Genomic DNA, 23,350 nt, shown 5'->3' on the forward strand with positions numbered 1-23,350 from the left:
TTTGTCGCAGTATCGTAATGTCTCGCATGATGGGTGACCATCCGTTGCAGCGCCGGTCGGGCTTCCCGACCGGCGCTGCCAGCGGTCGCATCCGTCAATCAACCAAATCGCGCGGCATGCTCGACATCCGAATGACAGGGAACCAGACAGTGGACGAACAGGTCGTTTTAAACGGCGCCGATACACGATCGACCAACCCGGGACGGCGCCATATCATGCGCTTTGGCAGCAGGGGCGCCGCGGGTCTCGCCGCACTGGCAGGACTGAAGATCGCGGATGCGACGGCGGCCGCCAGCGGCACACCGCAGACCCCAGCCATCACCACGAATGATTATTACAGCCTCGCCCTCATCCAGAACATCCAGTATCTCGAGGCAACCTACTATCTCTACGCCGTCACGGGCCAAGGCTTGTCAGCCGCCGACACCGCCGGCATCGGTACCCCCGGCACCGTGACGGGCGGCAGTGCCGTACCGTTCCAGACCTCGATCATCCAGCAATATGCAAGCGACATCGCGGCCGACGAGTTGACCCATGTCAGAAACATCCACGCTGAATCGATCTTGAACGGTTTCGCCATGCCGGATATCGACATGCAGACCGCCTGGACCACAATGGCGATCGCCGCGGGGCTCATCGTGCCCGGACAGATTTTCAACCCGTTCGCGGACGAGACCAGCTTTCTGCTAGGCGCTTTTTTCCTCGAGGACATCGCCACGGCCGCGTTGGGCTTTGCAATCCAATCCCTCAGCTACCACACCAACCTGACCTATCTGGGGGCGCTGTTAGGCGCGGAATCCTACCACGCCGGCACCATCCGCACCCTGCTTGCCAAGATCGGCGGTGGTGCGGCGGCCAACAAGATCGCGGTCCTGCGCGCCTCGCTGTCAGGCGCCAATGACGACAGCGGCATCCTGCAACCGAACGGCGACGTCAATATCGGCCCGTTCGGTTCCCAGGCGCTGCTGTTCCGCCGCAGCTACGCCCAGACCCTCAACATCCTGTTCCTCTCGTCCGGCGCCACGGCCGGCGGCTTCTTTCCGAACGGTGTCAGCCCCGCGTTTCTGCCCATGGCACTGGGATAGTCCGGCCCCGGCAGCGACTGGCGGCGCGCCCCGCTCTGTGCGACGCTCTTCAGACAATCGTTCGGAGGCATCGATCATGGCAGATCACGAAGTGACCGCGGCGTGGGACCTCGAAGCCCTGTGGGAAGAGCATTGCCGCTACGAATTCGAGACGCGCGATGTGGACGCCACCATGGCCACCATGGTGGCGTCGCCCTACGTCAATCACATCCCCACCATGACCGGCGGCGTCGGCCATGACCAGCTCAAACGCTTCTACAAATACCATTTCATCGGCGGCAATCCGCCCGACACGGCCATGATCCCGGTCAGCCGCACGGTCGGGGCGGATCGCATCGTCGACGAAATGATCTTCCGCTTCACCCACACCTCGTCGGTCGACTGGATGCTGCCCGGCGTGCCGCCGACCGGGCGCACCGTCGAAATCCCCCTCGTCGCCATCGTGCAATTCCACGATGGGCGGCTGGCCCATGAACACATCTACTGGGATCAGGCGTCGGTCCTGGTCCAGATCGGCCTGCTCGACCCGGCCGGGTTGCCGGTCGCCGGCGCCGAAACCGCACGTAAAGTGCTCGACCCGACACAACCCAGCAACCGCCTGATGGGCGAAGCCTGGGCGAGCAGCGCCGACCGCCCGGTCTGACCCGCAAGGACGGCGCTACGCCGCCGCCCCGATCGCGATGCCGGTGAGCCCCGTGCAATCGACGATCGTGATTTCCTGTTCGGTCGAAATCGCGATCAGCCCGCGCTGCCTGAGAATCGTGAAATTGCGCGAAACCGTCTCGATCGTCAGGCCCAGATAATCCGCGATATCCCCGCGCCCCATTGGCAGCCGGGTGCCGGTCAGGCGCGCCGGCTCGATCCATGCCAACAGGAACGAGGCCAGGCGCTCCAGCGCGCTCTTGCGGCCGAGCAACAGCATCTGCGCCTGTGCGATCAGCAGTTCATTGCCCGTGGCGACCAACAATGTCCGCTCCAGTGAGGGAAACGTCACGAACAGCGCGCGCAGCGCCGCCCGGTCGAACCGGCACAGCCGCACATCCTCCACCGCCTCGACCGAGGCGCTGTAATCCGCCGCCATGCCGAGCCCGACGAAATATCCCGCGGTCACGAAACCGGTGATCTGGCGCCGTCCATCCGGCAGGTCGCGGTAAACCTTGGCGGTGCCGTGGTTGATGTTGAAAAAATATCGTGCCGGATCGCCCTCGGTCATCAACAGCGCGCCGCGGCGGATGGTGCGCCACTGCGCCGCGGCCGCCAGTTCCGGCAGATCGCGATCCGCCAGCGCATCGCACAGCCCGGTGTGGCGCGCGGCACACCCCGCGCAATGCGTGCCAGCACCCTGCTCGGCGATCGGGCGATATGGCATCGCAGCGATCGCAAGCCCGACCGGGACGGGCATCACGCCATGATTGACCATGTCATGGAATGGCATGGATGCCGACCGGCAAAGCGATGGCGGGCGGCGGGGCAGTTTTGGTTTCGAGCAAGGCGAGCAATGGCTTGATGACATCGAGCGGCATCGGGAAAATCACCGTCGAGTTCTGTTCGGCGCCGATCTCGGTCAGCGTCTGCAGGTAGCGCAACTGCATCGCCGCCGGCACGCTCGCAATAATCGTCGCCGCATCCACCAGCGTCTGCGCCGCCTGAAACTCGGCCTCGGCGTGAATGATCTTGGCCCGCCGATCACGTTCGGCTTCGGCCTGCTTGGCAATCGCGCGGATCATATTATCGGTCAGCTCGCCGGTGCGGATCTCGACATTGCTGATCTTGATGCCCCAAACCTCGGTCTGGCCTTCCAGGATCACCTGCAGATCGAGGCTGAGCTTCTTGCGCTCGGACAGCATTTCGTCGAGCGGATGCTGCCCCAGCACGGCGCGCAGCGTGGTCTGCGCCAGCATGACCGTGGCCGGCAGATAGTGCTGCACCTTGATGATCGCGTGCTCAGGATCGACGACATTGAAATACAGCACCGCATCGACCTTCATCGAAACGTTGTCGCGCGAAATCACGTCCTGGGCCGGGATTTCGATCACCTGGATCCGCAGATCGACACGAACCATTTCCTGCACGAACGGGATCAGCACGATCAGTCCGGGACCCTTGACCGTCTGAAACCGGCCCAGCGTGAAGATCACGCCACGCTCGTACTCGCGCAGAATTTTCACCGTCGCGCGCACCAGCACGCTCAGCACGATGAAAATCACGATCACGACTAGAATGGTGGTGACAAAGTCTTGCAAGGCGAATGTCATGAGACCCTCCTCGCGCGTGACCGGACCGTCAGGGCTGCGCCGGGCCATGCAGGCGGCGCAGTTACGGACCCTAGACGATGTCAGACAATCCCGGCAGACTCGGAGACTACGTAGAGGCCAGATCGGCGAGGAAAAAGGGAAGTCTTCTTTTTTGTGAACAAAAAAGAAGCAAAAAAAACTTCGTTAATTCGAGCCCGTACCCGTTCAAACGCCCATGCCCCAGAGTAAAAAAGTTTTTTGCTTCTTTTTTCCAAAAAAGAAGCCTGCCCTTCCCTCTCTTTTTTACTTCAACGCGCCTTCAGACTTGCCAGATACGCAATCACATCGGCGCGATCCGTCGCGCGCGGCAGACCCATATACGGCATCTTGCTACCAGTCACATCGCCTTGCGGATCGGCCAGAAATTTGTCCAGCGCGGCGTCGGTCCACACAATATGCGCCGCCTTCAGCGCGGGCGAAAAATCGAACCCTTGGGTCGATGCCGCCGGCTTGCCATAGATGCCGGCCAGACTGGGCCCGATGCCGTTCTGCCCCGGCGTGGCGCTATGGCAGGAGGCGCATTGATCGGCGAAAATCGCCTTGCCGTGCGCGGCATTGCCCGCCTGCGCACACCCCGTCCACAACAATCCACCAGCGAGCACCATGCCCAGCACGATCGGTTTCATCCTGGATTTTCCTTTCATGATCAGAACGCCAGCCAGATGCCGGTGAAGAACGTATCGTTCGCCTGGGCGTTGGTGCCCGCCCCGTCATAATTGCGCGCCAGCCCGTTGAACGTCGGATAGAGCGTGTTCTCGACAAAGATTTTCGCATTCAGCCACGGCAACCATTTCGGTCCGCCATTGTTGAACGGATAGTAATCGAGTTCGGTGGTCCAGCTGTCGGTGTTCGGCTTGCCGTTCGCATTGCCATAAAGCGCGGGGTCCGAACTGCCATAGATCGTGTTGAACGATTCCGTGACGCCGTATTTCTGAAACAGCAATTCCGACGCCGTCAGCGTCGCGGTGTTGAGCGTATCGGCACGATTGCTCGCAAGGCCGAGCGGAAAACTCGCCTGCCAGCTCTGCGACTCATGCGTGAAATTCGCCTGCACCGAAAACGCCTGCTTGCCGGTGATGTACTGAAACTGCGAATCCGCCGCCACATCCAGAAACTGATCGGTCGGGCCGTTGATCGTCCCCGCCGCATAGGGCCGGTCCATCAACGCATAGGTGCCGATTTCGAGCGATGAGCTGCCCCATTGATGCTGCAATGCAACCCGCGCGTAGGGGATCACCGATTCCACCTGCGTCGCCGGCCCGACGCCGAGCGCATAGCTCATCCGGTTCGGCAGCGCCTTGTACAGATCGAACTCGGTATAGAGCATGTTCTCCGAATTCAGATTGAGCGCGTTATAGGCGCCGACGCCATAAACCCCCTGCGCCAGCGCCTGGATCTGCTGTTGCGCCGCCGGGCCGTTCGCGAGTCCCGAAGGGATATATGGATACCCCCAGCTCGGCGGCGAATTCCACAAATCGGTCACGGTCGGCGCATTGTTGAACGTGATGCCCCAGAACAGCGACTTGCCGAACACCCGGCCAGGCCGCGCGATCCGGATATCGATATTATCCCAATGCCATTGCTTGGCGATCCCGTCGTAGGTCACCTGAATGAACGCGCCGAGCCCCGCACTCGCATCGAGCGCACCGCCGAAAAACAGGCTGGTCTGCTGGGCCGCCCAGGCATCGTTCGATTTAAAGCCCGGCGCGAGCCCGCCGGGCACCTTGTCGTGCTGGGTGGTAAACCCGATCTGCGACATCAGCGCGAAGTTTTTCCAGGTCGGAAACGTGCCCCCCGCAACATACCCTTCCAGCTTGAATGCCCGGCCATAGGCGGTGAGTTGCGGAAACCCGATATGGCAAGCCGAACATTCCTCACCCGTCTGCGCCGCAAACGCGGGAATCGCCTGCGCCGTGGCAGGCGCCAAAGCAAGCAGTCCCAGCCCCAGGACGGCCGCCGTGGTGCGATTGGGCGTCGATCTGAACATCATAGGAAGAACCCCTCTTTTGCAGCGCACAATGCGCGCGCGCGGGCTCTCCGTCATTGATCCAGATCAAGCGCCCCAGATGAAACGACGGCCCTGCCCGCCGCCCCGGCGCGCATGTCAGGCGTCCATTCTCCCAAAAACCGTGCGCCTGCCCCCGATCGCGCCGCCTCAGGTCAGGAACCGCAGAACCAGCTTGATCATGCGCCGCACCCCGCGCGCGTAGGGCGGAAACAGCATCGGTGCCGCGCTGAACCGGTCCGTCAACACCGCACGCTCATGCGAAAACGCCCGAAAACCATAATGGCCATGCGCGCTGCCGATCCCCGAATTATTGATGCCACCGAACGGCAGGTTGGCGTGCAGATACTGCGCCATCACCGCATTCACGCACGACCCGCCGGCCGCGGTTTGCGCCATGATCCGCTCGACGGCCGCCGTATCGCGCGAGAATACATACAGCGCCAGCGGTTTCGGCTGCGTATTGATCGCGCGGATCGGCTCGCCGATGTCGTCAAACGGCACGATCGGCAGCACAGGGCCAAAAATCTCCTCCTGCATGATCAAGGCATCCGCCGGCACGCCGGACAGCAGGGTCGGCGCGATGAATTTGTCAGCCGCGTCATACACGCCACCGGCATGTACAATTGCCCCCCGGCCACGCGCATCCTCGATCAGCCGCCTGATCCGCTCGAAATGCTGCGGCGTGACGATCCGGCAGTAATCCGGGCCGCGACCGCCCTCGCCATACATCGCGGTCATGTGCCGCAGCACCGCCTCGATGAACGGCGCCATGCAGTCCCGCTGCACATAGGCATGATCGGGGGCGATGCAGGTCTGCCCGTTATTGGCGAACTTGCCCCACGCGATGCTGCGCGCCGCTTTGTCCAGATCAGCGCTCCGCTCCACGATCACCGGGCTCTTGCCACCCAGTTCCAGCGTAACCGAGGCAAGATGCCGCGCGGCGGCCGCCATCACAATCTTGCCGACCGCCGGACTGCCCGTAAAGAAAACATGATCGAACGGCAGCTCGAGCAGCGCAGTCGCCAGTGCGGCATCCCCCTCGAACAGGGCGACCTCATCGGTCTCGAAACACGCCGCGACGATGGCGCCGATCAGCGCAGCCGTCCGCGGCGCGAATTCCGAGGGTTTGATGACCGCGGTACACCCTGCCGCGATCGCCGAAACCAGCGGGCCGAGCGCGAGATTGAACGGATAATTCCACGGCGCGATGATCAGAGCGACCCCGCGCGGTTGGGCGCGCACGCTGGCCCTGGTTCCCAGCATCACCCGCGTCGGGCGCACCCGGCGCGGCGCCATCCAGCCCGCCAGATGCCGGCACGCATGTCGGATCTCCTGGATCACCGGCATCAATTCGGCCAGATCGACCTCAGCCTCCGGCTTGCGCAGATCGTCGTGCAACGCCGCATACAAGGCAGAACGCCTGCGAAAAATCTCCGCCTCCAGCCGGCGCAGCGTCGCGATCCGCGCCGCCGCCGAGGACGTCCGCAGCGCCAGCGCCCGCAGGCGCTGCCGCTCGAACACCGGGCCGATCGCGTCCAGCCCCGGCGCGCCGGCGCTCACCACGCCACGGTCTGTCCCCGATAATCCAGATAGCGCAACCCCGGCTTGCCGGAATGCGCGGTCAGCACATCGACCACGCGCGGAATACTCTCCTCGATCGCAAGCGACGCCCCCGGCCCGCCCATATCGGTCCGCACCCAGCCGGGCGCGATGATCGCCATGCTCCGCGCATCCCCGGCGTGGCGGGCGGCAAAACTGCGCATCAGCGTGTTCAGCGCCGCCTTGCTCGCGCGATACACTTCCCAGCCGCCGCCCGTGTTATCCGCGACACTGCCCAACCCCGACGACATCACCGCGATCGTCCCGCTCTGCGGCACCAGGCCCTCGAACGCCTCGACCGCGCGCATCGGGCTGAGCGCATTGGTCACCATTGTGCGGATGAAACTGTCCGTGCTCACCGTCGCGATGGTTTCAGCCGCGCCGTTCGAAATCCCCGCGTTCACGAACAGCAGATCGATCACCCGTCCCGCCAGCGTCGCGCGCAGCGCCTCCATCTGCGCCGGCTCGTTGATATCGGCCTGCTCGATCTCGAGCCGACCCCCGGCCGTCGCGGCGAGCGCATGCAGCCCGGTCCCCGTGGCACGGCGTACCGTGCCGATCACGTGCCAGCCGCGCGCCAGATAGGTCTCGGCCAGCGCAAGCCCAAGCCCGCGCGATGCGCCGATGATCAGCGCCGTCCCGGTCGGTGTCGAAGCCGCCATCGAATGATCCTCCTACCGTCCGCCAAATCGTTCAAGATCGAGAATACAGCGGATCAACCGGCTGTCCGGTTCGCGCAGCTGCGCAATGATCGTGAAATGATCCGCATGAGCGACCGGCAGCAGCACGCCCGGCGCCTGGCGCGCGGCGCGGTGGGCATGAAAATCCCGGCTGCTATAAATCAGCGCCGGCAATTCCGCCGCGCCATAGGCAATCGCAAACTCCTTGTCCACCACCGGCAACCGCAGCGGCGAGGCTTGCGTCAGATCATCATCACTCAGGCGCAGATACTGATTGAGATTGGTATCGCGCAGCGGCCCCAGCTCATAAACCCCGGAAATCCCCATCCCCGCCGCGATCAGCGGATGATCGAGCGCCATCGCCGCCAGATGCCCCCCGGCCGACCAGCCCGACACGATCACCCGCCCCGCAATGCCATGCGCCGCGCCATGCGCCTGCAACCAGTCGAGTGCGGCGCGGATCTGCGCCACGATCGCACTCACCGAAACCGCCGGTGCCAGATCATACCCGGGGATCGCGACCGACCAGCCATGCGCCGCAATGCCCGCGGCGAGACACGCAAAATCCTGCCGCCGGTTCTTCCACCAATAGCCGCCATGAATGAACACGAGGCACGGTGCCGCCGGATCGGCCGCCGGATACAAATCCCACGCCGTCCGCTCGCCCGGCAGATACGCCAGATCGAGCGCGCCGCCATGCGCCGCCCGATACGCCGCCGAAGCCTCGATCCGCTCCTGGTTCAGCGCCGCACTGTTCGCGACGGCATTGGTATTGTCATAAGCCGCCGACCGCGCCGCGGCGCCAAGGGTTGACCAGATCGTATCGGGGTTCTGCATGTTCGTTATCCTCCTTGGCTGATCGCCACGTCGCCGGCAGCATCCCGAGACTGCCCCGCCCCACCGGCAATGACAAGCCGATCACCGCCGCTGCACGGCACCCCCTCATCGAACGAAACGGCAGATACACGGTGTGGAGCGCATGGCGGCCGGTTTCGCGTGGATGGCGGCACGCCCGCGCCTCATAGATGCGGCACCGGGAAACTGCGGACCAGACTGCCGCAGATCAATTGCCAGCCGTTGATCACCACGAAAAAGATCAGCTTGAACGGCAGCGACACGGCGGTGGGCGGCAGCATCATCATGCCCAGGCTCATCAGAATCGCCGACACGACCAGATCGATCACCATAAACGGCAGAAAGATCATGAAGCCCATCTCGAAGCCCCGCCGCAATTCACCGACCACGAAGCTGGGGATCAGGATGCGCCACGATACGTCGGCCTTGTGCGCCGGGATCTGGGCATGGGCGATGGCGGAGAACATGCGAATGTCCGGCGCGCGCGCGTTCTGGGCCAGAAACGCATGAAACGGCACCGCCGCCTGGCGGATCCCGGTCAAGGTATCAACAGCGCCCTGCGTCATCGGCAGCAATCCGGCCTGCCACGCCTCGGCAAACACCGGCTGCATCACGAAATAGGTCAAAAACAACGCGAGCCCGATCAGCACCGTATTCGGCGGCGTCGTCTGCAAACCCAGCGCCGTGCGCAGGATCGACAGCACGATGATGATGCGGGTGAACGCGGTCAGCATCACCAGCAAACTAGGCGCGAGCGCCATCAACCCGATGAACAGCACCAGCTGGATCAGTTTCGCGGTCTCCGGCGCGCCGCCATGCCCGAGATCGACCGAGACCGACTGCGCATGGGCCACCCCCACCGCAGCGAACGATACCAAAAGACCCGCGCTGCCCGCCCGCAACACACGCCGCATCACATTGGCCGGCATCACATCGGCCGGCATTACATTGACTCCGGCGTCGGCGCATCGCCCAGTCGCACCAATTGATCGGAGCGCCCGCCGGTCAGCACGGCAAACCGGTATCCCTCCACCTGCACGATCGACAATTTACGAACCCGATCGATCTGCACGACACTCCGCCCGCTCGCACCCGGCCGCAGCGATAACCGCCCGCCCAGATGCTGCGGCACGCCCGATCGCCTGGCCGCATACCACAGCCCGATCATGATCCCGACAAGCACGATCAGCGTGATCGTCGCATTCAACAGGTCCGGTTGCATCATGGCCGCATCGCTCTCCTCAACCTGGCCGCAACAATATGTGTCGGGTGTTCGAAGCGCCGCACCACGCGATCAGGTGAGGATCAGACTAGCGACGATTTATTAATTTTCTGTTGCCAGATTTCATCAGGACAACAGAATTAAAAATGCCTGTTCCCGGACAAGTTAGTCATTCGTTTACTTTTCTCCGCTATCTAGCATCCAGAGATCATGAGGGCACCATGGCAGACAATCTGATGGCAATCGCCGCGCAGCGCATATCCTACCTGGCTGACTCCCAGAACGTGCTGGCGCGCAACATCGCCAACATCGACACACCCGGTTTCTCCCCGCAAACGATGACGCCGTTTCAGGACTATCTGAGCCGCACCTCACCGATCGTCCCCGCCATGACCCACGCCGACGACCTGCCCGGCCAGTCCGATCCGGCAACGGCCAGCACACCCGCCGCGATAAGTCAGCGCGCGCCCGATGGCAATGCCGTCTCACTGACCCAGGAACTCGCCGCCGTCGCAAAGACGCAAATCGAACAACAATACAGTGTCAATATATACAAATCCTATATTGGCATGTTCACCACGGCACTTGGTCCGAACATTTAATCGGACAAAATTGTCCCAGAAGGAGTCTTCAATGGAATTCGGCACCTCACTCGCAATTTCCGCGTCGGGCATATCCGCCCAAAGCGCCCGTCTGCGGGTCATCGCGGAAAATCTGGCGAATGCCAACAGCACCGGCGCAACACCGGGCAGCAATCCCTACCGGCGCCAGACCATTACGTTCCAGGACGCCTATAATCAGAAGCTCAACGCCGATCTCGTGACCGTCGCCAATATCGGCACCGATCCTTCCTCGTTCCCGGTCAAATACGATCCCTCGAATCCGGCCGCCAACGCCCAGGGCTATGTGAAATTGCCAAATGTCAACAGTTTCGTGGAATTGATGGATATGCAGCAGGCCGAACGCTCGTACGATGCCAATCTGTCCGTCATGAACGCCACCCGCGGCATGTTGACGCGCACCCTGGGGCTGATCTGATGTCCGGCACCGTCAGTTCCATCACCAAGGCCGTACAAGGTCTCGCCGCCTATCAAACGACGGATGCGTCAACCAGTCCAGGCAACACCTCCGGCAAGGACTTCGCGAGTTACATCTCGGGCGTCCTGACCAATACCGTCAAGCAGGGTGCGAACGCCGAAACGCTCGCGCAGAACGGCCTGATGGGAAATGGCAATCTCACCCAGGTCGTCACCTCGGTCGCCCAGGCGCAACTGGCCCTGCAAACCACGGTCGCCATCCGCGATCGTCTGATCACCGCCTACCAGTCGATCATGAGCATGCCGATCTGACCCCCCCGAACCACCGATCCGCTCGAAACCCTTCGCCGCGCACGACGACCAACCAGGAATGAGGGACCCATGCCCGACCCGTCGATTGCCATCGTGCTGCACGAGGCGCTCTACATCACCGCCCGGCTGGCGGCACCGCCCCTGCTTGCCTCCCTCGCAACCGGTCTGATCATCTCGGTTCTGCAATCGATCACACAGATCAACGAACCCAGCCTGATCTTCCTGCCCAAGGTGGTCGCCGTCGCCGGAGCCGTGATGATGTTGGGGGGATATTCGGTCACCATCCTGACCGAGTTTTCCCACAATATATTCTCCGCAATCGTCCATGTCGGCTGACCCAGGCCAGGTGCTGCTGACCAACACGGTCTTCGACTTCCTGATCGTGTTCGTCAGGGTCAGCAGCATGGTGATGGTCCTGCCGGGGCTGGGCGCCAGCACTGTGCCGGCGATGGCAAAAATCGGCGTCTCCCTCGCACTGACCACCATCATCGCCCCCCTGGCCGCCGCGACCCTACCGCCGATGCCGCAGACACCGGCACTCCTCATCGCCCTCATCGTCGGACAACTCGTAGTCGGCCTCACGATCGGCTGGCTGGTCAACACCATCTTGTACGCGTTACCAATCGCCGGACAGGCCATCTCGTACCAGATCGGCCTATCGAGCGTGCTGCTGCCGAGCAACGACATCGGTGCCGAAAGCACATTGGTCTCGAGCATCTTCAGCATGCTGCTGCCGGTCCTGTTTTTCAGCTCGACCCTGGTAATCGTACCAATCATCGCGCTGGTCCACTCGTTCCATCGCATTCCCGCCGATTTGATCGGGCAGTCCCACGGCGCCGGCTTGATCGTCCTGCTGATCAAGCTCGTGATCAAATCAGTCGCTTTCGAATTCCTCCTGGCAACCCAGATCGCAGCGCCGTTCCTTGCCATCGGGATGATCTGGCAGGCGGGCCTTGCCTTGATGGCGAAGGCCTCCCCGCAAATGCAGATATTTTTCGTCGCGGCACCGCTGCAAATCCTGGTCGGGCTCGGCATGCTCGCCGCGCTCCTCGGCCCGATCCTGGCAACCTGGCAGGCCGATGCCGGCCGTGTGCTGGTTCGCTATGTCGCGCTATGAAACACACGAACCCGCCCTGATGCGAAAGCCTCATCGTGGCTGAATCCGACGATCGCACCGAAGCCGCCACACCGGCGCGCATGGGCAAGGCGATCGCCCAGGGCGATATCGTCGTCTCACGCGAAGTGACCGCATTCGCAACGCTCGGCGCCGGCGTGGCCGCGCTCGCCGTCCTGCTGCCACCCCTGGTCACGCGGCTCGAACACGCCGTCACCACGCTGATGTCAAGCGCCGGCCCGACCGATAGCCCCGCAGGCATTCTGCTTCTGATCAAGCCAATCGTCCAGGGCGGCTTTGAAATCGTCCTGCTCATCGGTGCGCTCACGGTCGCAGGCGCCGTCGCAGCAACCCTGTTGCAAACCGGGTTCAAACTCCGCACCAATGCCATCGGGTTCTCTTTGGGCAGGATCAACCCGCTGACTGGATTTTCCAACCTGTTCTCACTGCGCCACACAGTCGCCTCGGCGCAATCGATCGTGAAAATCATCCTTGTCGGCATCATCATGTATGTCGTCATCGCCGACAAGATCAGCGGGCTGCGCGCCCAGATGATCCTGCCCGCGACCAATCTGCCAACGGCGATCGGCACGGCGCTGCTCGCAGTCGCCATAGCCGGCGTCATGGTCCAGGGCGTCATCGGCGCGGTCGATTTCGCGTGGTCGAAGCGCCAATTCGCCACGCGCAATCAAATGTCCCAGCACGAGGTCAAGGACGAGCAACGCGAAGCCGATGGCGATCCAGCGATCAAGGCAAAATTCAAGGCGCTGCGGGCGCAGCAGGCAAAACGAAACCTGCGCGCCGCGATGGCACGCGCCACCGTCGTCATCACCAACCCCACCCACTACGCCGTGGCACTCGAATACCAGGCCGGGCAGACCCAGGCACCGCGCGTCGTCGCCAAAGGGGCGGATCATCTGGCAAAGATCATCCGCGAAATGGCCGCCGAGCTTCACCTGCCGATCGTCGCAAACCCGCCGCTGGCGCGCGCACTTTACACGCTGGACGAAGATAGCGAGATCACACCGGAACACTACCGCGCGGTCGCCGAAGTCATCGCCTATGTCTGGAAACTCGCCGAGCGCAACGCGGCCCGGTTTCAGGTGTGACTGTCGTGACTGTTGATTTCCAACAGCGCCAGCAACGCCGCCGCGCGGTCCGCCTCGGTCTTCGCCTCCAACAGCGCCTGTTTCTCGATCGGGCTGAACGGGCAGGCCATGCACAACGTCACGATCAACGCCGGCTCCGATATCTCCTCGATTGCATCCCAGTTCGCATCCACGCCGGTCGCCACGAAATACCGCTGCAATGCCCCCATCAACTGATCGCGCGTCACCGCCTGCGCCGCCGCCGCCGGGGCCGGCGCGGTGCCGAGGTCGTGGCGAAATTTCGTCACATCACCCTGCACACGCCGATAGCCGCGGCGCATCTCCGCCTCCTCCACCACGCTGTAGCGCACCAGCCCGGTCAGCGTGATCAGATAGCGCCCATCATCGGTCTCGCTGAACGCGGAAATCCGCCCCAGGCACCCATGCCGATACAGCGCCGGCCCCGTCTCGCCCGCCGGCGCATCGTAATCGGGCTGAATCATCCCCAGAATCCGCCCCGCGCCGAGCGCATCGTCCACCATCGCAAGATAGCGCGGCTCGAATATGTTGAGCGGCAACCGCCCGCCGGGCAGCAGCAAAGCGCCAGTCAGTGGAAAGATCGGGAATATTTCTGGAATACCCTCGATCCTGCTCACCCCCGCACTCATGCCCAGCGTCCGGCTCAACTGAACAACAACGTCGAAAGTTTTCGCCGCGCCGCCATCGTCTCCGGCGCATCGACCCCCCAGGCATCGAAAAACTTCAACAATTGCAACCGCGCCGCATCCTCGTTCCACCCGCGCTGCCGCCGCATGATCTCGAGCAGGGCCGCCGCGGCGCCCTCCCGGTCGTCGGACGCGTTGAGCGCCGTCGCATACGCATACCGCGCTTCATGATCATTCGGGTCCGCCGCGAGCCTCGCCTCCAGCTCCGTGCGCGCCCCCGCCGCCGCACGGCCCTCGCGCGCCACAGCCAGCGCCGTCCGCGCCGCGGCAATCTCCGCGTGCTCGGCGAGTTTCGCCGGCACATCCGCCAGAATCGCCTCCGCCTGATCGTCGTCACCCAGCGCGATCAGGCTGCGTACCAGCCCCACCCAGGGCTCCGGCCGCTCCGGATCATCGTTCAACGCCGCCGCAAACAACTCGGCCGCCCGTTCATGTTCGCCCGCGTCCGCCGCCTTGCGTGCCTCGGCAATCACATCCGCCGCTGGCGCCGCCGAACCAGCCAGCTTCAGCACAGCGTCCACAAACCGCCGCGCCTCGCTCTCCGGCAGCGCGCCCTGAAACAGATCCGCAATCTGCCCCTGCCAGAACGCCGCCACCGTCGGCACCGACTGCAGCGGCAGCCCCAAACTCGCCAACTGCTGCACCAGCGCCCGGTTCTGGTCGATGTCGATCTTCACCAGCCCGATCCGCCCGCCCATCGAGCGCACGATTTTCTCGAGCGTCGGCGTCAGCGTCTTGCACGGACCGCACCAGGTCGCCCAGAAATCGACCAGGATCGGCCGCTCGCGCGATGCCTCGATCACATCGCTCATGAACGTAGCCTGCGTGCCATCGATAATCATCGCGGCCCCGCGCGGGGCCGATTTCAATTCAGGTGCCTGGTCCATCATCGTCGATCCATCCATAGTGATCGATAGATGATAGCCAGACCGCGTCCTGCAAGCCAGACCGATCCCGCACGGGGCGAATGCCGCCTCCAATTCGCACCGCACCGCCAATCCCGCCGGCCCGATTTACCCGCCCGCGCAATATCATGTCGTAAATCCACCACCGGCATACGGGAGACATCGTAACAGCCCGCCCGAACGTAACACGATGTCGTGTTGGTTTATCGCTTTACCACCCCCCCCGAATTGCGCGAAACAACCCTCCCCGGCGCCCGAACGGCCGGGCAGGCAGTCAATTCGGCTTCACCCAGGAGAGTTCAATGCCAGGCCGCCCACCGGCCCCGTACCCCCTTTGCGCCCTGACGGCCCTGTTCATGGCGGTCGTCTCGCCCTGCGCCCGCGCCGATGCGCCCCCGCCTGCCCCGCATGTGCCGGTCACAGCGCCGCGCGCCACCATGTTCCGCCCAACCATCGCCGTCTCCGGCCAGATCGCGGCCGTCCAATCCGCCACCCTCGCCGCCCAGCGCGCCGGTGTCGCGGCCCAGGTGCTGTTCCATTCCGGCGAAACCGTCGCGAAAGGCACCGTACTGCTCCGCATGGACGATGCCGAGCAACGCGCCCAGGTCGCCCTCGACCGCGCCAAGCTCGCCGCCGCCAACCGTATCGTCGCGCGCGACCTCCGCCTGCGCGCCATCTCCGGCATCGCCATCGCCCAGCTGGAATCCGATCAGGCCGCCCGCGACGAAGCCGCCGCCCAACTCGCGCTCGACACCGCACGGCAAAACCGCCGCACCATCCGCGCCCCCTTCGCCGGCGTGCTCGGCATCCGCCGCCTCTCCGCCGGCGACTACATCGGCGCCGGCGCCGTCATCACCACCATCACCCAGACCAGCCCGCTGCGCATCCTGTTCGCGGTGCCGGAAACCGAGCTTACCGGCATCGGCTTCGGCGACGCCTTCACCTTCACCCTGCCAAGCGCCGATGCCACGCCCCACCAGGGCCGCATCCTCGCCCTCAGCCCGGCGCTCAACGTCACCACCCGCGCCCGCATGGTCGAAGGCCGCATCGCCAACAACGCCGGCACCCTGCTGCCCGGCGCATTCGGCCAGGTCGATATCGCGACGGGCACCCCCACCGCCGCGCTCGATGTCCCCGCCACCGCCATCGACTACGGCCCCCTCGGCAGCTTCGTCTACGCGGTCGCTCACCGCGGCAACGCCGATGTCGTCCACGCCCTCTACGTCCGCGTGCTGGCCACCAAAGGTGCCACCACCACCATCGCCACCCCGGTCCCGGCCGCACCCCGCCGCATCGTCGCGATCGGCGGCTTCAAACTGGACGACGGCGAAACCATCATCCCCACCGCGCCCGCAACCGCACTCCAGGCGACGCCCCCCGCCGCCGGCCGTAAATCGTGACCCCCGAACGCGGCTGGACCAGCCCTTGGGCGCGCCTGCTCAACCACCCCATCCTGGTCGGGCTGGGCGTCGCCGCGCTGCTGCTGTTCGGCACCATTTCGCTGCTCACCCTGCCCATCCGTCCCAGCCCCCCCATCCCCGCCAACCGGATCAAGATCCGCACCGCCTATCCCGGCGCCTCCGCCTCGGTCGTCAACCGCTTCGTCACCATCCCGACCGAAGCAAGCGTCGCCGCGGTCAACGGCGTCTCCTACGTCACCGGCACCTCGCGTGAGGGCCGATCGACCATCCGCGCCTATCTCGGCGGCGGGGTCGATCCCAACACGGTCTACGCGGAAGTCCTCTCGGCGGTGAACGCCGCCCGCAACGACCTGCCAAGCGCCGCCCGCCTGCCCAGCGTCGCCCTGGTCGGCCGCCAAAGCGCCAATCAGGAGCTCAACGTCGCCGCCCTCTTCGCCCCCGGCATCTCGGAAACCGCCGTCACCAGCTACCTGAAAACCGATGTCATCCCCCGGCTCGAAACCGTGCCGGACATCGGCCCCGTCACCATCTTCGCCCCCGACCCCGCCATCCGCGTCGCCATGAACCCGGCCCGCATGGCCGCCCTCGGCGTCACGCCGGCCGACATCACCAACGCCCTGGCCAGCGCCGCCAGCCTCGCCGCCGCAGGCTCGCTGCGCAACCAGGCCGGCGTCATCCCGGTCCAGGCCCGCACCGGCCTCGCCGCGATCACCGATTTCCGCCACATCCCCATCGTCACCCGTGCCGGCGTCACCATCCCGCTCTCCACGGTAGCCAATGTCGCGGTCGGCCCGCCCTCCGATACATTCGAAAACTGGTGGCAGGGCCGGCGCGCCGTCTACCTCGCGGCCGGCGTCGCCCCCGGCGGCAACATCATCGCCGTCTCGCGCGCCTTTCGCCACATGCTCACCACCATCCGCGCCACGGCCCCGCCCGGGCTGAAACTGCCGCTCATCTACGACCAGTCGGTCAGCATCATGCGCAGCCTGCGCGACCTCGCCTTCACCCTGCTGATCACCGTCGGCCTGGTCATCGTCATCGTCCGCCTCTCGCTCGGCACCACCCGCGCCGCCGTCGCGCCCTTCCTCGCCATCGTGCTCTCTTTGCTCGGCACCGCCATCGTGATGCATCTGCTCGGCCAGAGCCTCAACCTGTTCACCATCATCGCCCTGGTCCTCGCCGTCGGCCTGGTGGTCGACGACGCGATCGTGGTGGTCGAAGACATCTTCCGCCGCATCAACGAAGGCGAATCCCCGCTCGATGCCGCCTCCGCCAGCGTCACCCGCCTCGCACCCGTCCTCGCCGCCATCTCCTCCACCCTGGTGGTCGCCTTCCTGCCGCTGGTCTTCCTGCAAGGCCTCACCGCCGCCCTGTTCCGCCCCTTCGCCACCGTGCTGATCACCGCCTTCCTGCTCTCGCTGGTCATCGCCCTCACCATCGTGCCGCTCATCGCCCTTTGGGCCGGTCGCCACTCCACGCGCGAGGCCCATACCGGCCCGCTCGATCGCCTGCGCGATCTCTACACCGGTCTGCTGCGCCCGACGCTGCGCCATCCCGCGCTCGTCGTTCTCGTCGCCGCCGGCCTCGCCGGTTTCAGCGGCGTTCTCTACGCCCGCGCGCCGCGCAACCTCACCCCCGCGGCCGACGGCCTCTCGGTCAACATCTTCGCCGCCGGCCCCTACGGCGCCTCGCTCGCCTATCTGAAAACCCAGTACCACGCGATCCAGACCGTGCTCGACCGGCTCGAACCCGGCATGCCGGACTGGATGGTCGCCGATGAAAACGCCCACAGCCTGTTCGGCGGCTACACGTTCAACACGCCGGACGATGCCCTCCACGCCACCGCCGTCCTCGGCGCAGCACTCGCCAAACTCCCCGGCGTCAAAGCCTATGTCAACGAAAACAACGGCCTGCCCGGCCTCAACGGCCTGCCGATCGACGTGCTGATCTCAGGCCAGGCCAGCTACCGCACCCTGCTCGCCGTCGCCCAGCAGGTCATCGACGCCGGCTACGCCAGCGGCAAATTCGACTTCCTGCAAGCCTCGCCCGGCGCCAGCCAGCCGCAATACGACATCTCGATCCGCCGCAACCTCGCCGAATCCCTCGGTATCCCCACCGCCGCGATCGGCGACGCCCTGGCCGATTCGCTATCCGGCGGCACCATCGGCCACGTCAGCCTCGGCCACACCACGCTCGACATCATCCCGACCGGCCCGCGCAACACCACCCCCACCGGCCTCGGCACCTACACCGTCCACACCAGCACCGGCAGTCTCGTGCCCCTGGCCGATGTCACCCGCATCGCCCTCCGCCAGGAACCCAACGCCATCGGCTCCTGGCAAGGACTGCCCACCGTCACCATCCAGGGCGAGCCCGTCCTCGGCGTCTCCCTCTCGGATGCACTGAAAACCCTGCACCACAGCTTCGCCAGCCTCCGCAAACCAGGCCTCTCCTTCGGTTACGCCGGCCCCTCCGCCACCTTCCGCCGCTCGCAACACGAAAACAACCTCCTGTTCCTGATGGGATTCGCCGGCCTGTTCTTCCTGCTCGCCGGCCAGTTCCGCTCGCTGCGCGACCCGTTCGTCGTCATCACCACCGTCCCGCTCGCCAGCCTCGGCCCCCTCACCCTCATCGCGCTCGGCGGCGCCACCCTCAACATCGTCACCGAAATCGCCCTCCTCGCCGTCTGGGGCCTCATCGCGCGCCAGGGCATCCTGTTCGTCCAGGTCGCCCACGAACGCGCCCGCGAAGGCCATAAAATCAGCGAAGCCGCCATGGACGCCGCCCGGCTGCGCTTCCGCCCCATCCTCATGATCACCCTCGCCCTGATCGGCGGCGCCGTTCCCCTCATGCTCGCCAACGGACCCCAGGCCGTCATCCGCTACGATATCGGCGCCATCCTGGCCACCGGCATGGCCTCAGGCTTCGTCCTGTCCCTGTTCGCCGTGCCCGCTATGTATTGCCTCGTGCACGGGCGGCGATGATGAAGGCAGTGAGCAAGACGGGGCTTCGCCCCGAACCCCACCAGGGGGCTTTGCCCCCTGGACCCCCACTAAGGGCGGAGCCCTTAGAACCCGCTAGTTTCAGGCAAGGGGAGGGCGTTGCCTCGGTAGTTCCGTCGATCTGGCCTGTGTCGCCCTCCCCTTGCCTGAAACAAATGGATTATAAAGGCTCCGCCTTTAACGGGGTTCCAAGGGGCAGAGCCCCTTGGTGGGGCATGGGGCGAAGCCCCATCCTTCTCACCGCCCTCATCCTCACCGCCTGTGCCGTGCCGATCAAGCCGGTAACCATCGCACCGGCGCCGCGGTCGTATCTGCCCGGTGTCCCGACCGCCGGCGCGCGGTTGCAATCCGCCTGGTGGCGCGGGTTTGCCGATCCTGCGCTCGATCGTCTGGTGGCGGCGGGCGAGCGCCGATCCCCGAGTATTGCCGCGGCGGATGCCTTGGTGGCGCAGGCGGCGGCAAACCAGGCGGCGGCGACCGGGGCGTTTCTGCCGCAGGTGTCGGTGAACCCGAACGTGTCGCGCCAATCCTTCCCGACCGGCCCGAACGGCTATGGCGCCTACACGATCGACGAGTTCACCGGCACGATCACCTATAATCCGGGCCTGTTCGGCGCGCGGTCCTATGCGTTCCGCAACGGCCGTGCGCTCACCGCATACGAACGCGCCAATGCGGCGGCGGCGCGGCTCACGCTGGCCGACAACATCGTGGTGGCGGCGATCACCGAGGCCGGGTTGGAAGCCCAGATCGCAACCGATCGCGCAATGGCGGCAAGCGAGCAGCGCCTGCTGACCTTGCTGCAGGGCGAGTATGCGGCGGGTGCCATCGCGCGACTGCCGGTCCTGCAGCAGCAGGCGCAGGTCCAGGCGACCATGGCGGCCCTGCCCGGTCTGCTGGCGCAGGCGAGCGCACAACGCCACGCGCTGGCGGTGCTCAGCGGCGTCGCCCCGGCTGATTTCGCGGGCGGTCATTTCCGCCTGACCGATTTCACCGTGCCCGCGGACAGCATCGCTTCGGTGCCCTCCGCGCTGGTCGCCGGCCGGCCGGATATCGTGGCGGCCCGCGCGCTGGTGTCCGCCGACCATGCCGCCGTCGGGCAGGCGGTCGCGGCGCTCTACCCCAGCCTCACCCTGTCGGCGCAGGGCGGCTACGCCTCGGAGACGTTCAACACATTGTTCGAACCGGGTGCCGCCCTCTGGACGCTCGCCGGCTCGCTGCTCGCCCCGATTTTCGACGGCGGCGTCCTGCACGCCCACGAAGCCGCGGCACGCGCCACCCTGGCCAATGCGCTGGCGACCTATCGCGGCACCGTGCTCACCGCCTTTCAGCAGGTGGCGGACGCGCTGCGTCGCACCGCCGACGACCGTGCCTCGGTCGCCCAGAACAACGCCGCCGCCGCAACCGCGGACGACGCCTACACCCTGGCCCGTCAGCAGTTCAAACTCGGCGCCGCCAGCTACAACACGGTCCTGACCGCGCAGATCACCTGGCGCCAGGCCCAGTTCACCGCCGTCCAGGCGGCAACGCAGCAATTGCTGGATCAGGCCGCGCTGGGGGCGGCGTTGGCGGGGGAGTGAGGCTTCTTTTTTGTAAAAAAGAAGCAAAAAACTTTTTTAATCTGGGACTTGGGCTTGGGGCGGCTGGTTGCCTCACTGAAAACTAACGGATGCCCTAACAAAACGCTTTCTCACCCCCCGGCCTGCCGCCTATCATGCCTGCGTGCGCGCAACCCCAACCAATCCCCCCTTCGTCATCCGCTGCTTCATCGTCATGATGAACGCGCTGTGCGACGCCGTGGCCGAACACGGACCCGCCGGCTACGTCCCCATCCCCATGGTCAACCGGATCTGGACCCGCCTGCAAAACCTCACCACCCGCTTCCTCGCCGCCCTCGCCCGCGGCCCCATCCAACCCCGCGCCAAACCAACCGCCAAACCAACCCCCGAACCCAACCCCGAAGCCCAACCCGACCCCCAGCCACCCCGCGCCCGCCGCAAACGCCTCACCCTGCCGTGCCGCGAAGCCTGGCTCTACCGCCTCATCCCCGAAACCGGCTTCACCCGCTTCGCCCTGCAAACCATCCTCACCGACCCCGAATTCGCCGGCCTCCTCGAAGCCAACCCCCGCCTCATCCGCATCCTCGCCCCGCTCTACCACGCCATGGGCATCGACCTGCCCGCACAACCCCCCGTCACCACATCCCCACCACCAGACTCCCGCCGCCACATCCTCTTCGGCACGTCAGACCCCACCCCACCCGACACCCAAACCCCAACCCCCCATTTCAAAATTCAACCCGCCTGATAACCGCACTTCCGCACACCTATATCATTACGATATCGAAACGACTGAATGACGCCAACCCACCCTGGATCCCGGCTTCAAACCACCCGCTTGCTTTTCCCGGCCGGTCCAGCGAAGTAGATTTCGCACAAATACCGCGACACCGATCAAACCTTGGGAACGAACACCATCATGACAGGCAAGGCACCGTAATGCTGGCGGGCCAACGAATCGCGGTCGTGCTGCCGGCCTACAATGCGGCGCGCACACTGGAACGCACCGTCAGCGAGATCGATCGCGACATCGTCGACGATTTGATCCTGACCGACGACGCCAGCACCGACGCCACCGCGATCCTGGCCAAATCGCTCGGCCTGTACACCATCATCCACGACCGCAACCGCGGCTACGGCGCCAACCAGAAAACCTGCTACGCCGCAGCGGTGGGTCGCGGTGCCGATATCGTCGTCATGCTCCACCCCGACTACCAATACTCTCCACGCCTGATCCCGGCGATGGCTTCGATGATCGTGTCCGGTCATTACGACGCCGTGCTGGCCTCGCGCATCATGGGCGTCGGCGCCTTGGCCGGCGGCATGCCCCTGTGGAAATTCCTCGCCAACCGCGCCCTCACCTTGGCGGAAAATATCCTGCTCGCCCAACATTTCTCAGAATACCACACTGGATTTCGTGCCTGGTCGCGCCACGTCCTCGAAACCCTGCCGCTCGATCGCTGCTCGGACGATTTCGTCTTCGACAATCAAATGATCGTGCAGGCGCTGCACGCCGGCTACCAGTTCGGCGAAATCTCCTGCCCGACCCGCTATTTCAAGGAAGCCTCCTCGATCAATTTCCAGCGCTCGGTCACCTACGGCTTCGGCGTGCTCGATACCGCGCTGCGCTTCCGGCTCGATCACGCAGGCATCCGCCCCTGGCCGCTGTTGGGCAAATCCAAACCGTGAAACCACGGCTGATTGCAATCGCCGCCGGTTTCGCCATCCTCGCCGCCGCTCTGGCACTCAGCCTGGCGGGCGGCGCCACCTGGGCCGCCCGCATCCTCGATTGGCTCGACCGGTTGCGCGCCCTCGGCGTGTTGGGCTGGTTGATCTTCGTGCTGCTGCAAACCCTGGTTGCCCTGATCGGCTTTCTACCTGCATCGCTGCTCGGCCTTGCCGCCGGCGCGGTCTATGGCGTGGCCCTCGGGTTCGGACTGTCCAGTATCGGCCTGCTGCTCGGCGCCGGCGCCGCCTTCTCGCTCGCCCGTTCCGCCCTGCGCCCGGCCATCATCCGGCTCGTCGCCCGGCGCGACGGCTTGCGCCGCTTCGATGCCGCAATCAAGCGCGACGGCTGGCGCCTGGTGCTGCTCATGCGGGTCTCGCCGGTGATGCCGTTTTCGATCACCTCCTTCGCCCTGGGATTATCCGGCATCGGCCGGCGCGATTATGCCCTCGGCACCCTCGCCTCACTGCCAGCCCTCGCGCTCTATGTCACCCTTGGCGCGCTCGGCGTCCAAGGCCTCACCGCACTGCGAACCGCACCGGGCTGGCTCCATCTCACCCTGATCGGCGCCGGACTCGCGGCGACCCTCATGTTGACACTGCGCATCGGCCAGTTGGTCGCACGCGCAGCGCGCATTCCAGGCTGAACCTGACCTGACGCGGCAAAAAAGCCGGCACCTCTTGTCTGCACCAAAGACCCACAAAACATTCCCTACTCTGCA

The 23,350-nt window shown here is 65.0% G+C and carries 25 protein-coding genes; 14 read left to right on the plus strand and 11 right to left on the minus strand.

Going from position 1 to position 23,350, the window contains the following annotated elements; translation table 11 throughout:
* Positions 1-17 precede the first annotated feature (17 nt).
* On the plus strand, positions 18-1,085 hold the full coding sequence (locus AruPA_RS02880) for a ferritin-like domain-containing protein (RefSeq protein ID WP_265634904.1): 1,068 nt from the start codon (positions 18-20) through the stop codon (positions 1,083-1,085).
* A 76-nt stretch (positions 1,086-1,161) separates the two neighbouring features.
* The gene (locus tag AruPA_RS02885) at positions 1,162-1,728 is read left to right on the plus strand and encodes an ester cyclase (RefSeq protein WP_265634906.1); all 567 of its coding nucleotides are present in this window, start codon (positions 1,162-1,164) and stop codon (positions 1,726-1,728) included.
* Positions 1,729-1,743: 15 nt separating this feature from the next.
* On the opposite strand, the gene AruPA_RS02890 is transcribed toward AruPA_RS02885, so the two are convergent.
* The 9 genes from AruPA_RS02890 to AruPA_RS02930 form a co-directional block, all read right to left on the minus strand.
* Positions 1,744-2,520, minus strand: a complete 777-nt coding sequence (locus tag AruPA_RS02890) for a Crp/Fnr family transcriptional regulator (RefSeq protein ID WP_265634908.1) — start codon at positions 2,518-2,520, stop codon at positions 1,744-1,746.
* Positions 2,507-3,340, minus strand: a complete 834-nt coding sequence (locus AruPA_RS02895) for a slipin family protein (protein WP_265634910.1) — start codon at positions 3,338-3,340, stop codon at positions 2,507-2,509. Before AruPA_RS02895 ends, AruPA_RS02890 begins: the two co-directional genes overlap by 14 nt.
* Positions 3,341-3,627: 287 nt before the next feature.
* Positions 3,628-4,005, minus strand: coding sequence for a c-type cytochrome (locus AruPA_RS02900; protein ID WP_265634911.1), 378 nt, complete (start codon positions 4,003-4,005; stop codon positions 3,628-3,630).
* Between the two features lie 20 nt (positions 4,006-4,025).
* The gene (locus AruPA_RS02905; protein WP_265634912.1) at positions 4,026-5,369 is read right to left on the minus strand and encodes a hypothetical protein; all 1,344 of its coding nucleotides are present in this window, start codon (positions 5,367-5,369) and stop codon (positions 4,026-4,028) included.
* Positions 5,370-5,534: 165 nt separating this feature from the next.
* Positions 5,535-6,950 carry an aldehyde dehydrogenase family protein gene (locus tag AruPA_RS02910; RefSeq protein ID WP_265634913.1) on the minus strand — a complete coding sequence of 472 codons (1,416 nt, stop codon included), beginning with the start codon at positions 6,948-6,950 and terminating at the stop codon, positions 5,535-5,537.
* Positions 6,944-7,648, minus strand: coding sequence for an SDR family NAD(P)-dependent oxidoreductase (locus tag AruPA_RS02915; protein ID WP_265634914.1), 705 nt, complete (start codon positions 7,646-7,648; stop codon positions 6,944-6,946). Before AruPA_RS02915 ends, AruPA_RS02910 begins: the two co-directional genes overlap by 7 nt.
* 12 nt (positions 7,649-7,660) lie before the next feature.
* Positions 7,661-8,503 (minus strand): alpha/beta hydrolase, encoded by an 843-nt coding sequence (locus tag AruPA_RS02920; RefSeq protein ID WP_265634915.1) that lies wholly within the window; start codon positions 8,501-8,503, stop codon positions 7,661-7,663.
* A 182-nt stretch (positions 8,504-8,685) separates the two neighbouring features.
* Positions 8,686-9,435: a flagellar type III secretion system pore protein FliP gene (gene fliP, locus AruPA_RS02925; protein ID WP_265635124.1), complete on the minus strand. Its 750-nt coding sequence runs from the start codon at positions 9,433-9,435 to the stop codon at positions 8,686-8,688.
* A 29-nt stretch (positions 9,436-9,464) separates the two neighbouring features.
* A complete protein-coding gene (locus AruPA_RS02930) occupies positions 9,465-9,746 on the minus strand; it encodes a hypothetical protein (RefSeq protein ID WP_265634916.1) in 282 nt (93 codons plus the stop codon).
* A gap of 218 nt (positions 9,747-9,964) precedes the next feature.
* Between AruPA_RS02930 and AruPA_RS02935 the strand changes: the two genes are divergently transcribed.
* From AruPA_RS02935 to AruPA_RS02960, 6 genes are all read left to right on the plus strand, one after another.
* Positions 9,965-10,345 carry a flagellar basal body protein gene (locus AruPA_RS02935; RefSeq protein WP_265634917.1) on the plus strand — a complete coding sequence of 127 codons (381 nt, stop codon included), beginning with the start codon at positions 9,965-9,967 and terminating at the stop codon, positions 10,343-10,345.
* 31 nt (positions 10,346-10,376) lie between these two features.
* Positions 10,377-10,781: a flagellar basal body rod protein FlgC gene (flgC, locus tag AruPA_RS02940; RefSeq protein ID WP_265634918.1), complete on the plus strand. Its 405-nt coding sequence runs from the start codon at positions 10,377-10,379 to the stop codon at positions 10,779-10,781.
* The gene (locus AruPA_RS02945) at positions 10,781-11,092 is read left to right on the plus strand and encodes a flagellar hook-basal body complex protein FliE (protein ID WP_265634919.1); all 312 of its coding nucleotides are present in this window, start codon (positions 10,781-10,783) and stop codon (positions 11,090-11,092) included. Before flgC ends, AruPA_RS02945 begins: the two co-directional genes overlap by 1 nt.
* Positions 11,093-11,161: 69 nt before the next feature.
* Positions 11,162-11,428: a flagellar biosynthetic protein FliQ gene (locus tag AruPA_RS02950; RefSeq protein ID WP_265634921.1), complete on the plus strand. Its 267-nt coding sequence runs from the start codon at positions 11,162-11,164 to the stop codon at positions 11,426-11,428.
* Positions 11,418-12,209 (plus strand): flagellar biosynthetic protein FliR, encoded by a 792-nt coding sequence (locus AruPA_RS02955; RefSeq protein WP_265634922.1) that lies wholly within the window; start codon positions 11,418-11,420, stop codon positions 12,207-12,209. The genes AruPA_RS02950 and AruPA_RS02955 overlap by 11 nt, the downstream gene beginning before the upstream one ends.
* 35 nt (positions 12,210-12,244) lie before the next feature.
* On the plus strand, positions 12,245-13,315 hold the full coding sequence (locus AruPA_RS02960; protein WP_265634924.1) for a flagellar biosynthesis protein FlhB: 1,071 nt from the start codon (positions 12,245-12,247) through the stop codon (positions 13,313-13,315).
* Here the strand turns inward: AruPA_RS02960 and AruPA_RS02965 are convergent.
* Positions 13,306-13,962, minus strand: coding sequence for an LON peptidase substrate-binding domain-containing protein (locus tag AruPA_RS02965; protein WP_265635126.1), 657 nt, complete (start codon positions 13,960-13,962; stop codon positions 13,306-13,308). The genes AruPA_RS02960 and AruPA_RS02965 overlap by 10 nt on opposite strands.
* 14 nt (positions 13,963-13,976) lie before the next feature.
* Positions 13,977-14,924 carry a tetratricopeptide repeat protein gene (locus tag AruPA_RS02970; protein WP_265634925.1) on the minus strand — a complete coding sequence of 316 codons (948 nt, stop codon included), beginning with the start codon at positions 14,922-14,924 and terminating at the stop codon, positions 13,977-13,979.
* 302 nt (positions 14,925-15,226) lie between these two features.
* Here AruPA_RS02970 and AruPA_RS02975 point away from each other — a divergent pair, with 302 nt between their 5' ends.
* From AruPA_RS02975 to AruPA_RS03000, 6 genes are all read left to right on the plus strand, one after another.
* Positions 15,227-16,324 carry an efflux RND transporter periplasmic adaptor subunit gene (locus tag AruPA_RS02975; protein ID WP_265634926.1) on the plus strand — a complete coding sequence of 366 codons (1,098 nt, stop codon included), beginning with the start codon at positions 15,227-15,229 and terminating at the stop codon, positions 16,322-16,324.
* A complete protein-coding gene (locus AruPA_RS02980) occupies positions 16,321-19,329 on the plus strand; it encodes an efflux RND transporter permease subunit (RefSeq protein WP_265634927.1) in 3,009 nt (1,002 codons plus the stop codon). The genes AruPA_RS02975 and AruPA_RS02980 overlap by 4 nt, the downstream gene beginning before the upstream one ends.
* Positions 19,330-19,562: 233 nt before the next feature.
* Positions 19,563-20,924, plus strand: coding sequence for an efflux transporter outer membrane subunit (locus AruPA_RS02985; protein WP_265634928.1), 1,362 nt, complete (start codon positions 19,563-19,565; stop codon positions 20,922-20,924).
* A gap of 142 nt (positions 20,925-21,066) precedes the next feature.
* Positions 21,067-21,651: a hypothetical protein gene (locus AruPA_RS02990; protein ID WP_265634930.1), complete on the plus strand. Its 585-nt coding sequence runs from the start codon at positions 21,067-21,069 to the stop codon at positions 21,649-21,651.
* Between the two features lie 191 nt (positions 21,652-21,842).
* Positions 21,843-22,592: a glycosyltransferase family 2 protein gene (locus tag AruPA_RS02995; RefSeq protein ID WP_265634932.1), complete on the plus strand. Its 750-nt coding sequence runs from the start codon at positions 21,843-21,845 to the stop codon at positions 22,590-22,592.
* Positions 22,589-23,275, plus strand: a complete 687-nt coding sequence (locus tag AruPA_RS03000) for a TVP38/TMEM64 family protein (RefSeq protein WP_265634933.1) — start codon at positions 22,589-22,591, stop codon at positions 23,273-23,275. Before AruPA_RS02995 ends, AruPA_RS03000 begins: the two co-directional genes overlap by 4 nt.
* The last annotated feature ends 75 nt before the right edge of the window (positions 23,276-23,350 follow it).

Source organism: Acidiphilium sp. PA (genome assembly GCF_026191915.1).
GTDB lineage: Bacteria > Pseudomonadota > Alphaproteobacteria > Acetobacterales > Acetobacteraceae > Acidiphilium.